The sequence below is a fragment of the Clostridium muellerianum genome, from assembly GCF_012926525.1.
Taxonomy (GTDB): domain Bacteria; phylum Bacillota; class Clostridia; order Clostridiales; family Clostridiaceae; genus Clostridium_AM; species Clostridium_AM muellerianum.
Map to the genome: position 1 here is coordinate 31,156 of NZ_JABBNI010000001.1, position 15,958 is coordinate 47,113.

Annotated in this window: 10 protein-coding genes; 9 read left to right on the forward strand and 1 reads right to left on the reverse strand. The window is 28.9% G+C overall.

Annotated elements, in window-relative coordinates; all coding sequences use genetic code 11:
* Positions 1–10: 10 nt before the first annotated feature.
* From HBE96_RS00120 to HBE96_RS00160, 9 genes are all read left to right on the forward strand, one after another.
* Positions 11–1,231, forward strand: a complete 1,221-nt coding sequence (locus HBE96_RS00120; RefSeq protein ID WP_169295746.1) for a glycosyltransferase family 4 protein — start codon at positions 11–13, stop codon at positions 1,229–1,231.
* 95 nt (positions 1,232–1,326) lie between these two features.
* A complete protein-coding gene (locus HBE96_RS00125; protein WP_169295747.1) occupies positions 1,327–2,451 on the forward strand; it encodes a glycosyltransferase in 1,125 nt (374 codons plus the stop codon).
* Positions 2,451–4,001: a murein biosynthesis integral membrane protein MurJ gene (gene murJ / locus HBE96_RS00130; RefSeq protein WP_169295748.1), complete on the forward strand. Its 1,551-nt coding sequence runs from the start codon at positions 2,451–2,453 to the stop codon at positions 3,999–4,001. The genes HBE96_RS00125 and murJ overlap by 1 nt, the downstream gene beginning before the upstream one ends.
* A gap of 113 nt (positions 4,002–4,114) precedes the next feature.
* Complete coding sequence (locus HBE96_RS00135; protein ID WP_169295749.1) at positions 4,115–5,350, forward strand: O-antigen ligase family protein; 1,236 nt, start codon at positions 4,115–4,117, stop codon at positions 5,348–5,350.
* A 58-nt stretch (positions 5,351–5,408) separates the two neighbouring features.
* On the forward strand, positions 5,409–6,383 hold the full coding sequence (locus HBE96_RS00140) for an acyltransferase (RefSeq protein WP_169295750.1): 975 nt from the start codon (positions 5,409–5,411) through the stop codon (positions 6,381–6,383).
* A gap of 74 nt (positions 6,384–6,457) precedes the next feature.
* Positions 6,458–8,545, forward strand: a complete 2,088-nt coding sequence (locus tag HBE96_RS00145; protein ID WP_206154775.1) for a cell wall-binding repeat-containing protein — start codon at positions 6,458–6,460, stop codon at positions 8,543–8,545.
* Between the two features lie 172 nt (positions 8,546–8,717).
* Entirely contained in the window at positions 8,718–9,371 is a 654-nt protein-coding gene (locus tag HBE96_RS00150) for a sugar transferase (protein ID WP_169295751.1), read from the forward strand.
* 122 nt (positions 9,372–9,493) lie between these two features.
* Positions 9,494–10,207: a WecB/TagA/CpsF family glycosyltransferase gene (locus HBE96_RS00155; RefSeq protein ID WP_169295752.1), complete on the forward strand. Its 714-nt coding sequence runs from the start codon at positions 9,494–9,496 to the stop codon at positions 10,205–10,207.
* Between the two features lie 104 nt (positions 10,208–10,311).
* Positions 10,312–10,872, forward strand: coding sequence for a nitroreductase family protein (locus HBE96_RS00160; RefSeq protein ID WP_169295753.1), 561 nt, complete (start codon positions 10,312–10,314; stop codon positions 10,870–10,872).
* Positions 10,873–11,080: 208 nt separating this feature from the next.
* On the opposite strand, the gene gltB is transcribed toward HBE96_RS00160, so the two are convergent.
* The gene (gltB, locus tag HBE96_RS00165) at positions 11,081–15,565 is read right to left on the reverse strand and encodes a glutamate synthase large subunit (protein ID WP_169295754.1); all 4,485 of its coding nucleotides are present in this window, start codon (positions 15,563–15,565) and stop codon (positions 11,081–11,083) included.
* Positions 15,566–15,958 lie beyond the last annotated feature (393 nt).

Sequence of the window (15,958 nt, forward strand, 5' to 3'; positions counted from 1 at the left end):
GAGTGGAAAAATGAAAATCTTATTTTTAACTCAATATTGTCCTCCAGAAGTTGGAGCTCCTCAAAATAGAATTTTTGAGTTTGCTAAACAGTTAAAAAAGTTTAACCATGAAGTTACTATATTAACTGCTATGCCTAATTATCCTAAGGGGGAAATATTTGAAGGATACAGGGATAAAAAAGTTGTTCTTGAAGAAATAGATGGAATAAAAATAGTTCGTACAAGTATTTATGCAACAAAGGATAAAAGTTTTACAAAAAGACTTAGAAACTATTTATCATTTACATTTTCATCAGTGCTTACAGGATCAAAGTACATAGATAAGCAGGATGCAATAATAACAGAATCACCTCCACTATTTTTGGGATGGTCAGGTTATATTTTAGCTAAGAGAAAAAAAGCGAAGTTTATTTTTAATATATCCGATTTATGGCCTGAATCTGCTGTAAAGCTTAACGTGCTTCATAATAAATTATTGATTAGTTTATCCACATGGCTTGAAGAATTTTGCTATAAGAAAGCACATGCAGTTACAGGACAAACTAAAGGAATAGTAGATAATATAGTTAGTAGAGGATTTGATAAAAATAAAGTACATCTTATAACTAATGGTGTAGATACAGAATTCTTTAAAAGAGAAAATAGAGATGAAGAATTTAGAAAAGAACTTGGTGTTCATGGTAAATTTGCTATATGCTATGCAGGTATTCATGGTATAGCTCAAGGGTTAGAAGTAATTATAGAAGCAGCGGACATTTTAAGAGATTATAAGGATATACAGTTTTTATTTTTCGGTGATGGACCTGAAAAACAGAAATTAATTGATATGGTAAAAGAAAAGGGACTTAATAATGTAACTTTTATGCCGGTACAATCAAAACCTAAAATGCCTAGAATAGTAGCATCCATGGATGCCACAATTATACCTTTGAAGAAACTGGATTTATTTAAGGGAGCGTTACCTTCCAAAATGTTTGAATCACTGGCTTCAGAATTACCCATAGTTTTAGCTGTAGAAGGTGAAGCTGAAAAACTTATAAATGATGCTCAAGCTGGAATTACTGTTGAACCAGAAAATTCTAAAGAGATTGCAGAAGCTGTTTTAAAATTATATAAAGATCCAGAGCTAAGAATTAAACTTGGACAAAACGGAAGAAAATATGTAATGGAGCATTATGCAAGGGAAGCTATAGCTAGAAAGCTTGAAAAAATATTATTAAATTTGAAATAGTAAGAATGTTGGCATGCAAATATTGCATGCCAAAGTTATATTTATATATTATATATAGTAAGTGTAGCATATACCGTGTTATATATATTAGGCAGGTGATTTATATTAAAGTTCTACAGATTATATCAGGAAATGATAATGGTGGTGGTGGAAAACATGTATTAAATTTATGTGTTTATTCAAAGGGTAAATTTGATACTGTCATTGGGTGTATAGGAAAAGGTGAATTATATGATAATGCCAGGAATATGGGAATAAGGGTAATATTAATTGAAAGCTTGAGAAATAATCAAATTTGTGATTATGTAAAAGAAAATAATGTAGATATTATAAATTTCCATGGAGCTAAGGCATTTTTTATGTATTATCTAATGAAGAAAAAGCTTAGTAAACCTTGCGCTGCTACTGTTCATAGTGATTACAGATATGACTTCTTAAATAACAAGTTAAAGTATTTATTTTTTACACCATTAAGTAAATTAGGTTTAAAGAGTTTTCCTTACTATATATGTGTTTCAAAGTATATAAAAAAGCTTTTGGAGCAAAGTAATTTTACTGGAAAAAAGACTGTTGTCAATAATGGAATTGATTTAGAAGAAATAAGTATTTTAAATGACAAAGATAAAGTAAGAAATAAATATGATATAAGTAAGGAAGATTTTGTATATGTAATGGTGGCAAGAATGCATCCCATAAAAAATCATTTGCTTTGTATAGAAGCTTTTAATAAATTAAATAGCGAATATCCTAATACAAAACTTTTATTAATTGGGGATGGAGAGCTTAAAGCTGTTTTAGAGGAAAAATGCAATCAATTATCAATTAAAGATAAAGTTATTTTTACCGGATTTCAAAGTAATGTGGTAGATTTTATAAATGCATCAGATATAAGTATACTTACATCATTTAATGAAGGTGGGTCACCTCCTATTGTTATATTAGAAAGTGGTGCAGCTAAAAGAGCGGCTATATGTTCAGATGTAGGTGATATAAATGAGTGTATAAATGATGAAACAGGATTTTTAATAGATCCAAAGTCAGTAGAAGATATATATTTAAAAATGAAATCAGCATATGAAAATAAGGATATGTTAAGAGATAAAGGACAGAATTTATATGAACTTGTGAAAAAACAATATTCTATGAATACATTTTGTAATGGATATTATAATTTTTATAAACAAATACTGTCAGAGGGACATAGGTGGAGTGAAAATTAATGACTAAAAAAATGATAAAAAAGTCTATATTAGTTATGGTGTTTATAATTTTAGGCAAGGTATTGGCATTAGTAAGAGACTCATTAATTGCAGCAAAGTTTGGAGCAAATTATACTACGGATATATATAATTTTGCATTAGGAATAGTTTATTTGCTTACCACCATAAGTTATGGACTAACTACAACTTTTATACCTGTACATACAGAGCATTTACAAAAAAGTGTTAAGAAGATAAGAGATAAGTTTGTAAATAATGTTATAAATGTATCATCAATAGTTACTATTGTAGTTACTATTATATTGATTATTTTTACTAAAAACATAATTTATATATTTGCCCATGGTTTTGTAAGTAATCCTAATGTATTTGAAATGTCTGTGGAAATGACAAGAATTATGTTGTTGTCTTTAATATTTGTAAGTCTTCAGAGTATAGTGACAGGAGTACTTCAATGTCATAATGAGTTTTATGAACCAGCAGCTATGGCTTTTGTATCTAATGCAGTGTATATAATATATCTTGTATTTTTGACAGCTAGATATGGAATAAAAGGATTTGCAGTAGCTACAGTTATAGGATTCTTTGCACAATTTATAATTAATGTACCTAAGTATAAAAAGTTGGGATATAAGTATCAAGGGCATATAAGCTTTAAAGATCACGAAATGCTTAATATGTTTAAGCTTATGATACCTGTTATTATAAGTACATCATTAATTCAGTTAAATGTGTTTGTAAACAGATCATTTGCTACAAATATATTTTCTGGAGCTGTTACTGTTTTAGATTGCGCTAATAAAATTAATACCCTAGCATATGAAGTCTTTGCTATAGGAATAGCAATGATAGTATATCCAACTATGTCGGAATTAGCAGCAAGGAAGGATAAAACAGAATATAAAATTGCAGTAAAAAGAGCAATAAATATAATTATACTTATAATGGTACCAGCAGCAGTGGCTATAGCAGTATTAAGACAGCCTCTTATAAGTATCATATTTAAAAGAGGAGCCTTTACAAGTGAAGCAGCAAAGCTTACTTCAAGTGCGCTGTTATTTTATTGTCCCGCTATGATTTTTTATGGAATAAGAGACATTTTAAATAAAGCATTTTATTCTATTAAAGATACAAAAACACCAATGATAAATAGCTTTGTAGGAATATTGATAAATGTAGTTATAAACATATTTATAGTAAAGTATATGCAGGTATCTGGATTGACTCTAGCAACTACAGTAGCTTCAATTATTGTTACTGTAATAATGCTTATTGACTTAAATAAAAAGATTGGAAGTGTAGATGTAAAAAAAATATTTAGCGTGATGGCAAAAACCTTTTTAGCCTCTGCAATTATGGGAATGTTTATTTTTGCAGTAAATAAGTTAAGTATGTTATTAATTACATCAGAACTAAAGGCTAGTATAGTATCAATAATAATATCATTTTTTATAGGAACAGGAGTTTATATGGCATGTATCCATTTATTTAAAGTAGAAGAATATATGTACATGGTATCTCTTATAAAACAAAAAATAAGAAAAGCTTAATGTTAACATAGATTTAATAATTGATGTAAAACATTGAAACTTAAAGAACTATTTGATATATTAGGTAATGGAGTCTTAATGACTATTATTTTGTGTAAAGAGAGTGTGTAATAATGAAGATTTTAGAAAATGTTTTGTATGCATTTATATGCATTTATATATTTATACTTCCGTGGAAACAAGGAAAGACTACATATGGCGATGGAATATTAGCTTTAATAATGTTTCTATATATAATAAGGTTAGTTTTATCTTCACAAAGTAGGCGAAAAATGATTTCAGATATTAAAAGCTTTTTCCATGATTACTTAAGTATATCTATGAGTATATTATTCTTAGTAATGATTATATCTGTAAGCTATTCTTTTGATAAGAAAATAGCAGTAAGTGAAAGTGCTAGATTTCTTTCATATATAATTTTGTTTTTTATAATTAAATATGAGTGTAATTATAAAAGGTATATTCACGGTATAATAAATTCATATGTATTTTCTGTTTGCTTTATTTGTATTTTTGGAATATACCAATATTTTACTGGATTTGGATTAAGTCCAGAATTTATGAAGTATGACTATACAGATAAAAAAATAGCAGCAACATTGGATAATCCAACTAACCTAGCAGCATTTTTGGTATTGGCTTTATTTCCAATAATAATGGTTTCAATATATGAAAAAAATAAAGTTAAAAAGTCTGTTTATTTATTAATATTAGTACTTGTAATAATTAATATAGTATTAACAGATTCACGTAATGCACTTATTGGAGTAGCAATAGGGGCGATTATATTAGCTATAGTATTTAGTTGGAAATTGATATTCATAATAGGTCCTGCAGCAGTTATTTCATTATTTATACCTAGAATTAGCCATAGAATTTTAGATATTGCTAATTCATCGCAAAATGTATCTAGAATTTATTTATGGAAAACTGCTTTAAAGATGATAAAAGAACATCCTATATTAGGAGTGGGTAATGGTAACTATGTTAGTTTATACGATACATATGTAAAGAAATATCCAGAATTGAAATATCCATGGTTTACCCAAAGACCTACACATAATTCATATTTGAAGGTTACTAGTGAATTAGGTATTTTAGGTATAATATCATTTGTTTGTATGTTAATATTTTCTCTTTTAAAAGTAAAACAAGTAGCTTCAAGTGCTAAAGATAAATTTTATAGATATTTTTGTACAGGAGTTTTTGCTTCAATGGTAGGATTTTATTTTATGAATATATCCGACAATTTATTTTTTGTACCTAAGACAACTGCTTATTTTTGGATACTTCTAGCTATTTCCCAAGCAATAGTAATAAGGGAAAGTAGCAGTGAAAGTCTATTTTAGATAATGTATGTGTAGAAGGGGGTGACAGAAAATTAGTAGTAAAAGACGTATTTTAGAAATGGATGTCATAAGAACTTTGGCTACTATTAGTGTAATACTTATTCATGTTTCTGCAACAATTTTATATAGAACAAATGTAAATTCTAATACGTACAAGGGGTTTTTAGTTATCAATCAACTTAGTAGATTTTCTGTACCAGCCTTTATAATTTTATCTGGTATGGGACTTATTAATACATATAAAAAAGAAAAAGGATATTTTAAGTTTCTTTCACATAGGCTTTATAAAACTATACCTAGATATTTAGTATGGTGTGTTATATACATTATATTTGTAACTAAGGCTTTTAATATATATAAGTCAGGTAATGATGTTATTTTTGGAAATGTATATTATCATCTTTATTTTGTGCCTATAATTGTAGAATTTTATTTGTTTTTTCCTTTTGTATATAAGTTTATAGGTTCTAAATGGAGTTTACTTATAACATTTATAATAACCACAAGTATTTTGGTAGCAACACATTATTTTACCATACCAGGTATATTAGTACGTTTTTTTGAAAGAAAAAACATGTTGAATTGGATTTTTTATTTTTCTCTTGGTGCTTTTATAGGGAAAAACGTGGATTATATTAAAGAAAAAGCTCTTAAATATAGAATTGTGATAGTTCCTATGTTTATTGCAGTGACTTTTGGGTTAATTTATGAAGCAATGGTAACTACTAAATTTGTTTCAGATATAGATTATGTTGCTACATTTTTAAGACCTAGTGTATTAATATATAGCACAGTTTTTGTATTTTTTATATTCAGTATTAATTGGAAAGAAAATCTATTAATGAAATCAATACAGTATGTTTCGAAAAGTTCTTATGGTGTGTATTTATCACATGCATTTATACTTTATTACTATATTCAATATTGCACAAATAGATCAATACCTGTAAATACAGTACAATTCGGAATTAAAGCTTTTTTAATAAGTTTTATTGGAGCAATGTTAATAAATGAAAGTCGTAAATTACCTTAAATATAAGAAGGTAATAATAAGTTTTTTTTAAATAAACAGTTAAATTTATATTCATTTGGGGGGCGCTTTGTCGAATGCTAAATTCAAAATCTAAAGGTGTAGCTGCGTATAAAAAACTAATAATATTATGTTTTACTTTATTAGGCTTAATATTTGCTACAGTAAATAAGCAAGAAATAGTTTATGCAGCAGCATCTAACAATACTTATTATATTTCAACAAAAGGCAATGATATTAATGATGGAACAAAGGAAAATCCTTTTTATACTATTCAAAGAGGAATTAATCAAATGAAGCCAGGAGATACACTTATAATAAGAGAAGGTATGTATCATGAAGCGGTTCAAATTTATCAAAAAAAAGCATCAAATGATTCATGGTGTACAATTAAAAGTTATCCAGGAGAATCAGTTACTGTAACAGGGGATTATAAACTTAACATAAATGGTATGAATGCGCCTGATGCTTTTACCTTTAGAGAGAGTTCTTATTGGAAAATACAAGGTATTAAAATCACTGAGTTTACAGGAGCAGGTATCTATATAACAGATAAATCCAGTTATATTGATATGAATGATTTAAATATAGGAAATATAGATTATCCTGTTTATAGACCTTATGGAACATCTGGTATAGATGGTCAGGATTCTAGTTATTGCACAGTTAAAAATTGTGAGATATATAATGTAGGACTAAAGGTTGATAAACCAAAAGATCATGGGATTTATATAGGATATGGTTCAACTCATTGGACATTTGAAGGAAATAACATACATGATAATGCAGGTGCCGCTATACAAATGTATGGTAATCCTAATGGGGGAAGTAATTGTATAATTAATAATAATAAATTGTATAATAATCATGCATTTGGACTAGCAATCGGATCAAATGCTGTAAACAATTCTATAAGTAATAATTTGTTTTATGGAAATAAAGGATGCGATATATATTTACTAGAGAATTCTAATAAAAATTGGTTTAAAGAAAATTTATTTTTAACACCATACTGTAACTATAATTTAGAATTTGCAGATGAACAATCATTTGATAATTCATTTAATTATAATACTTACTATAAAGCAGATGGAAAAGTAGTTAGTAAGTATTATCAACTTAACCAGTATAATGAGGCTGTAAGCTACGAGCAGTGGAAGGCTTCTGGTCAAGAAGATTCAGGAAAATTTATAAGTGAACCTGATGAAGCAAATGAAGCTATAGAAAGATGGCAGCCTATCAGTGTCAAACAATATACAAGTAAGAGATTAAGTGGAACAGATAGATTTACTACAGCAGCTAGTATAGCTGAAGAATTTAATAGTGGAAAATTAACTGATGTTGTTATAACCTCAGGATACGATTTTACAAATGCATTAAGTGGTAGTGTATTAGCTAAAAAATTAAATGCACCGATACTTTTGTCTGGAAAAACCAATTTAGAAAATGATGCTGCAATTAAGTATATACAAAATCATTTAGATAAGAGTGGTAATATATACATACTCGGTAATGAAATGGGTGCCAATGAAAGTATTATTATAAGTTTAAAAAGTTTAGGATATAATAATATAAAAATGCTAAGTGATGGAGAAAAATTTGGAGCTACAAAAGCAATTAATGATGCTATAAATGCACCAGTAGGTACACCTATAATAATTACATCAGGAAATGAATTTGCAGATGGGTTAAGTGCATCTTCAGTAGCAGCGTTAAAAGGATATCCAGTTATATTGTCTGATGTATACGAATTGCCTTCAGAAGCACAGGAAACTCTAAAAAAGGTAAGACCTTCCAAGGTTTATATAATAGGAGGAAATACAATAGTATCAGATAACGTAAAGGATAAAGTGAAAAGAGTATGTGGATTGTCCGAAGATGATATTATTAGAATATGGGGACAGGATAGATATACTACGTCTATTAATATAGCAAAATATTTTGACATTAATGGAGAGAATATTACTTTAGCTTCTGGAGAAAATTTCCCAGATGCACTTTCAGCAAGTGTTCTTTCAGCAAAACTTAATTCACCATTGCTTCTTTTAGGTGATAATAATAATGATCAAAAGAGATTTATAGATTCAAATAAGTATATTAATGAAATAGTAATCGGGGGAACGTCCTCAATATCTGAGAAAGTTAAAACTGATTTAGCAAGATGATATAAAAAATATTGTGACACAATATTTTTATAGAGGACAGAGGACAATGAAGGAGAATTTTTCTCTGTCCTCTGTCAAATGTCCTCTGAAAAAGTTGTTATAATTATATTGTAAATGCATGTTATATCTGATATATTATATACTTGTAGATGAATAATTGTAGGAGGTTATCATGCAGATTGAAAGTATAAAGATAGATTTAGAAAAAGATATAAAATCAAAGAAATTACATTTTCTTCTGAAGAGATTGAGTGATATAATATTATCGGCTGTAGGAATACTTATATTATCACCAGTATTTATAATACTGGCTATATGGATTAAAGTGGATTCAAAGGGACCAGCCATTTTTAAGCAAGTTAGAGTAGGAAAAGACGGAAAAGATTTTACCATATATAAGTTTAGAACTATGGTTGTAAATGCAGAGAAAAAAAGAGAATTAAACATAGATCCAGGTAATTTGGAGAATTTTGTTTTTCAAAGTAAAACTGATAATAGAATTACGAAGTCAGGGGCTTTCTTAAGAAAAACAAGCTTAGATGAAATTCCACAATTGTTTAATGTATTTATAGGTAATATGAGTTTAGTTGGACCTAGACCAGAAATACCAGATGTAGTTAAGCTTTATCCAGAAGAATACAGACAAAGATTGCTAGTACCACAAGGTATAACTGGTTTAGCACAAATAAGTGGAAGAGGAGAAATTGAATTAGGAAAAACAATTTTTTATGATTTAACTTATATAAAACGATTTTCAGTATATACGGATATAAAGATATTATTTGGAACTGTATTTTCAGTATTTAAAAAAGAAGGAGCTTTTTAAGGCATTGCAACTGAAATATTCTGTTTTATAATTTATAGAAACTCAAGGAATAATTTTATGTTAAATTTTCCTTGAGTTTCTGTGGATTTAGGTTATGAAGGTATATGATTTGGAGGAATAGTATGTTTACTAGAATATTACAATATAATGTTTTTAATGGAACTTTAAAGGAGCTTATGAATTATATAGAAAAATTTAATAAGGTAAATATAATATCAGGAAATCCAGAGGTTTTATATAATGGACTTAATAATCCTCTATTGTTCAATAATTTTACTGGGGATAATTCTATAATAATTCCAGATGGTGTTGGAACTGTAGTAGCTTCTAAAGTTGTAAAAAATCCTGTAAAAGAAAAAATTGCAGGTATAGAGCTTATGGAGGAAATAGTAAAAAAATGCCAAAGGGAAAGTAAAAGTATATATTTAATTGGTGCTAAACAAGAAATATTGGATGCATGTGTGGAAAAACTTCAAAGTAAGTACACTAAATTAAATATAAGTGGTAGTCGTAATGGATATTTTGATTTAAATAATTGTAGTGATTTAATAGATGATATTAAAGCTAAAAAGCCATACGCACTATTTATAGCTATGGGATCACCAAGACAGGATTCATTCATAATAAAAAATATGGACCAGCTTCCCTGTAAAATTTTCATGGGAGTTGGAGGAAGTTTTGATGTGTTTTCAGGTAAGGTAAAAAGGGCACCTGCCTGGATGATAAGTTTAGGATTAGAGTGGTTATATAGAGTTATTAAAGAACCTTTTAGAATTAAAAGATTGGTTTCAATACCTAAATTTTTATTGAAAGTTCTTAAATATAAAAATGAGTAATTACCACAAATGAGAGAATAGAAAATCCATTAAATGATAGTAAATGGTTCATGAATAATGTATATATTATTTACGCAAACTACATTTAAAGGAGTGTGGAATTTATGCAATTTTATGATGTTATAAAAAATAGAACCAGTATAAAAGAATTTAAAAATACTATAATAGACAGAGATAAGGTGGACAGAATGATTAATGCAGCAATGATGTCTCCTTCATGGAAGAATGCTTCAGATTATAAATTTATTATTGTTGAAGATAATGCTAAAAAGGATATCATAGCTAGTGCTGTAAATAATCAAACTGACGAAGCTGGAAAGTCTATTAAAGAGGCACCAATGGTAGTAGTGGTAGTAGCTGATCCTGATAAGTCGGGAGAAGTAGATGGAAAGCAGTATTATCTTGTAGATGGAGCTATTGCTATGGAGCATTTCATTCTTGCAGCTACTGAGGAAGGTTATGGAACTTGCTGGATAGCAGCTTTAGATGAAGATGTGGTAAAACGTGCATTAAGCATACCTGAAAAATATAAAGTTGTTGGAATTACACCTGTAGGAGAAATAAAGCAAGAAAAAGGTCATTATGCTGCAAAAAGTGCTGGAGAGTATGTATTTCATGATTCATGGAATGAAGCTTATGTAGGAAATAGTAAAGTTCTGCATTAAATAATACATTCTAGATGTCTAAGAATGAGAAAATCATATTTTCATTAAGATAAAGTTCATAAAGCAATATAACAATAGATGTAATTAAATTGAAATTAAAGGGGCTGCCGCATCAGGAATAAACATTACAATATATTGGCTTTGCTATGATTTTTAAAGCAATATATTGTACATAAATTTCTTAATGCGATAGCCTCTTGCTAAGTTGTTAATTATTACTTTCCTGAGTAAATTCTTTTAAATTTAATTGTTCTTCATAAATTGGTGAAGCTATCTTTAAAAACTTATTTAAATAAAATTCAAAGTCATCTAGAATATCTTTGGCTTTTTTACTATTAGTAAAATTATAATGTTCACTTAAAAGGCTTTTCAGCTTATTTATGTCTCTAGGGTTATTAAGTGGTTTTGCCTCTGTAGTTTTTCCATTATAATTGCTTATAAAATCACCTGTTTCATCTAGAACATAAGCTATTCCACCGCTCATTCCAGCTCCAAAATTGCTGCCTGTATGGCCTAGTATTACTACTGTTCCGCCAGTCATATACTCACATCCATGATTACCAATACCTTCAACTACGGCTTCAGCACCACTATTTCTTACACAAAATCTTTGACCTACTTTTCCATGAATAAATGTTTTACCAGAGGTTGCACCATAAAGTATGGTATTGCCTGCAATAACATTTTCGTTAGGTTCAAAAGAACAATTTACTTGAGGAGTTAATATAATTGTTCCACCAGATAAGCTCTTGCCTACATAATCATTAGCGTCTCCATTAAGAATTAAGGTAACACCTTTAACGGCAAAAGCGCCAAAGCTTTGTCCTGCAGAACCATTAAATTTTAATATAATGGTATCATCAGGTAAACCTTTGTTGCCATATTTTCTAGCAATTTCTCCACTTAACATAGCACCAACAGTTCTATCTGTATTCTTTACTTTAAATATTTGTTCAGCTTTAATACCATTTTCTAAGGCTGGTCTTGATAGCTCAATTAATTTTTTATCTAAAACTTCATCTATTCTATGATTTTGATCAATGGCATGTTTGCCTATAATACGAGATGGTAGTTCAGGTTTATATAATATTTGTGTTAAGTTTAAATTTTTAAGTTTACCTTCAAGAGGACCTTTTATATCAAGAACATCTACTCTACCAATCATTTCATTTAGTGACTTAAATCCTAGTTCGGCCATTAATTCTCTTGCCTCTTCTGCAATAAAAGTTAAGTAGTTAATTAAATGATTAGGTGTACCTTTAAATTTTTTGCGAAGCTCAGGATCTTGGGTTGCAATTCCAGCAGGGCATCTATTTAAGTTACACTGTTTGCACATTATGCATCCTAGTGATATAAGAGCAGTAGTAGCAAAACCATACTCTTCTGCTCCGAGTAAAGCTGCAATAACAACATCACGTCCTGATTTTAATTTCCCGTCTACCTGAACAGTAACTCTACTTCTTAAGTTATTTAATAATAAAGTTTGTTGGACCTCTGCAAGGCCTAATTCCCATGGAAGTCCTACATATTTCATAGAACTTATTGGAGAAGCACCGGTACCACCATCATGACCACTAACCATAATTACATCAGCATGGCCCTTAGCTACTCCTGCAGCAACGGTTCCAATTCCAATTTCAGACACTAGTTTTACTCCAATTCGTGCATTTGGATTTACATTTTTTAAGTCAAATATTAGTTGTGCTAAATCTTCTATGGAGTATATATCATGATGAGGTGGAGGAGATATTAAATCTATGCCAGGGATTGAATGACGAACCTTAGCAATTTCTTCTGTTACCTTACTTCCAGGCAAATGACCTCCTTCACCAGGTTTTGCACCTTGTGCCATTTTAATTTGAAGTTCACTACAGTTTACAAGGTAATTGGTAGTTACCCCAAATCTTGCTGAAGCAACCTGCTTAACTGAACTTTTAGCATCATCTCCATTAGGCCTTAATTTATATCTATCAGAATTTTCTCCGCCTTCCCCTGAGTTACTAGAGGCTCCAATTTTATTCATAGCAATAGCAAGTGTTTCGTGAGCTTCTTTGCTTAAAGAACCAAAAGACATACCTGAAATTGTAAAATGCTTTAAAATGTTTTCTATAGATTCTACTTCTTCTAAAGGTATACTTTTTCTGTTTTTAAATTTTAGTAATCCTCTTATAGTTATTGCATCGTCTAGTTTTTCATTAACATTTTTACAATAGTCTTTGTAAAGATTATAATCTTTGTTTACTGATAATGTTCTAAGTTTTTTTACTACTATAGGATTCAAAATGTGATGGTCAGTTTGTTCTAAACTAGAATCATTTTCATAAGGAGATGAGTGCCTTTGTATAACGTCATTTGCAATATCTTCTAGTTCAATGCCTGAAATTCTTGAAGGTGTATGTGGAAAATATTTATTTATTAAATCTTCACTTAATCCTATGCATTGAAATATTTGAGCACCATTATAACTTTGCAATGTAGAAATACCTATTCTTGAAATAATTTTTAAAAGTCCTGAAGAAATTGCATTGCAATAATTTTTAAATCCTTCTTCCAGGTTATTTATATTTTTAATGTATTTTTTATCTTCGATCATGTTAGAAATAGTGTAGTATACCATATAAGGATTAATAGCTTTTGCTCCATAACCTACTAGAAGAGCCATATGCATAACATCTCTAGCATCTCCGGTTTCAATTATTAAATCGGCTGAAGTTCTTAATTTTTTTTCTATAAGATAAGAATTAACAGCACTTAGAGCTAATAAACTTGGAATTGGAGCATAGTATAAATTAATGTTTCTATCGCTTAATATTAAAATATTATAACCCTTTAAAATACTCTCTTCAGCACGTTTGCATAGAGAAGTTAGAGCTTCTTCTAATCCATTTTTACGATCAGTTTCGAAAATAATTGGAAGTGTAATTGTTTTAAGTTCCTCAGTATCAAGGTGTCTAATATCCTCTAATTCACCATTAGAAAGTATAGGTTGCTCAATTTCAATATATTTTCTATCAGTTTCTGTTTCAATTTCGTCAATAATCTTTCCGTGTGTTCCAATATATTGAGTTAGAGACATTACCATAGATTCTCTTATAGGATCTATAGGTGGATTTGTAACCTGGGCAAAGGTTTGTTTAAAATAATTAAATAAAAGCTGAGGACTGTTGGATAAAACAGCAAGTGGAATATCCATTCCCATAGATCCAATTGGTTCTTTAGCATTATCAACCATAAAAGCTATTACTTTCTTTAATTCTTCTTCAGTATAACCAAATATTTTTTGTTTTAATAATAGAGTTTCTGTTCGTATTGATTTTATTTCACAATTTTGTTTTATATTTTTAAGGGTTAGTTTATTTCGTTTAATCCACTCGGTAAAAGGTTTGAAGTTATATGCTGATTTTTTTATTTCATTATCAGAAACGATTCGCTTTTTTGAAGTATCAATTAAAAACATTTTACCAGGTTCTACAAGACCTTTTTCTTTAATATTGTTATCATCAATGTTTACTACACCAGTTTCAGATGCCATAATAACTAAATTGTCATTTGTTATTATATAACGGGCTGGCCTTAAACCGTTTCTATCCAGTATAACGCCTATCTTTATACCATCAGTAAATGCAATAGTTGCAGGACCATCCCAGGGTTCCATTAACCTAGCATGATATTCATAAAAAGATTTTTTGTCTTCATTCATTGAGAGATTTTTTTGCCATGCTTCTGGAATAAGCATCATCATAGAATATTCTAATGAATATCCATTTTCGATAAATAGTTCAAATGCATTATCTATAGAAGAGGAATCGCTTCCACCAGGTTCAATTACAGGTAAAATCTTTTTGAAGTTTTCTCCAAAGCTTTTAGAATATATAACTCCTTCTCTCGCGTTCATTTTATTAATATTTCCACGTATAGTATTAATTTCACCATTGTGAGCTATATATCTAAAAGGTTGAGCAAGCTGCCAGGAGGGAAAGGTATTGGTACTGTATCTTTCATGTACTATTGCAATTGCAGTTTTTACATTACTATTTTGTAAATCTAAATAAAAATCTTCTAATTTATATCCTAAAATTAAACCTTTATATACTATTGTTTTATTTGATAAACTACAGATATAAAAACTTTCTGAATTTGTTTTTTTTGAATTGATAATTGAGTTTTGTACTTGTTTTCTTACTATTAAAAGTTTTTGTTTAAATGTAATTTCAGATTGATTATTTCTATCTATAAATACCTGTACAATAACTGGTCTTGTTGCTTTAGCAGATTCTCCACATGCATTTTCATTAATGGGTACTTCTCTCCAACCTAACAGCTTTTGATTTTCTTCTATTAGTACTTTTTCAAAAATTCCTTCACAAAACAGTCTTACATTTGGGTCTCTAGGTAAGAAAAGCATTCCAACAGCATAATCTTCCGAATCAGGAAGATTAAATCCCAGCATTTTAACTTCTTCTTTAAAAAATTCATGAGGTATTTGAATAGTAATACCAGAACCATCTCCAGTATTAGCGTCAGCCCCAACAGCACCTCTATGTTTCAGGTTTTTTAGTATCTGAAGACCTTGTTTAAGTATAGAATGTGATTTGATGCCTTTTATATGTGTTATAAATCCAACACCACAACTATCTTTTTCCATAGCAGCATCATATAATCCTTGTTTTTCTGGAAAATTGTTCTTATTCATAGTAAATAAATGCCCCCTTATTATATTTATTTCTAAGTATCACATACAATTGAATGTTTAAAATATATAAAATTCATTTTTCGGACTAAATGAGTATTGCTAACTATTTTAACATAGATGCATATCTATTGCAATATATAGATATAAAGTAAAAGTGTAATTAGTTATAGATCATTGAAATGCATGATTATAAATATATACATGCAAATATGGATTGAGCATTATTCTATACTTTTAGTTTTTGCACTATTTAAAATAATGAGAAATTTAATTCGAATAACTAAAAGGAATTAAAAACAGAGTATGTTTCAATATTATGATAAGGGGTATTAATTAATTTGTTTGATATGTGAACTTTGCAATTTAAGTATAATATGACAGAACTTTTTTTGA

Excerpts from the sequence above, each read along its gene's own strand:
- HBE96_RS00135 (WP_169295749.1), top strand. The coding sequence starts at position 4,115 with ATGAAGATTTTAGAAAATGTTTTGTATGCATTTATATGCATTTATATA.
- HBE96_RS00140 (WP_169295750.1), top strand. The coding sequence starts at position 5,409 with ATGGATGTCATAAGAACTTTGGCTACTATTAGTGTAATACTTATTCAT.
- HBE96_RS00155 (WP_169295752.1), top strand. The coding sequence starts at position 9,494 with ATGTTTACTAGAATATTACAATATAATGTTTTTAATGGAACTTTAAAG.
- gltB (WP_169295754.1), bottom strand. The coding sequence starts at position 15,565 with ATGAATAAGAACAATTTTCCAGAAAAACAAGGATTATATGATGCTGCT.
- HBE96_RS00145 (WP_206154775.1), top strand. The coding sequence starts at position 6,458 with ATGCTAAATTCAAAATCTAAAGGTGTAGCTGCGTATAAAAAACTAATA.
- HBE96_RS00120 (WP_169295746.1), top strand. The coding sequence starts at position 11 with ATGAAAATCTTATTTTTAACTCAATATTGTCCTCCAGAAGTTGGAGCT.
- HBE96_RS00160 (WP_169295753.1), top strand. The coding sequence starts at position 10,312 with ATGCAATTTTATGATGTTATAAAAAATAGAACCAGTATAAAAGAATTT.
- murJ (WP_169295748.1), top strand. The coding sequence starts at position 2,451 with ATGACTAAAAAAATGATAAAAAAGTCTATATTAGTTATGGTGTTTATA.
- HBE96_RS00150 (WP_169295751.1), top strand. The coding sequence starts at position 8,718 with ATGCAGATTGAAAGTATAAAGATAGATTTAGAAAAAGATATAAAATCA.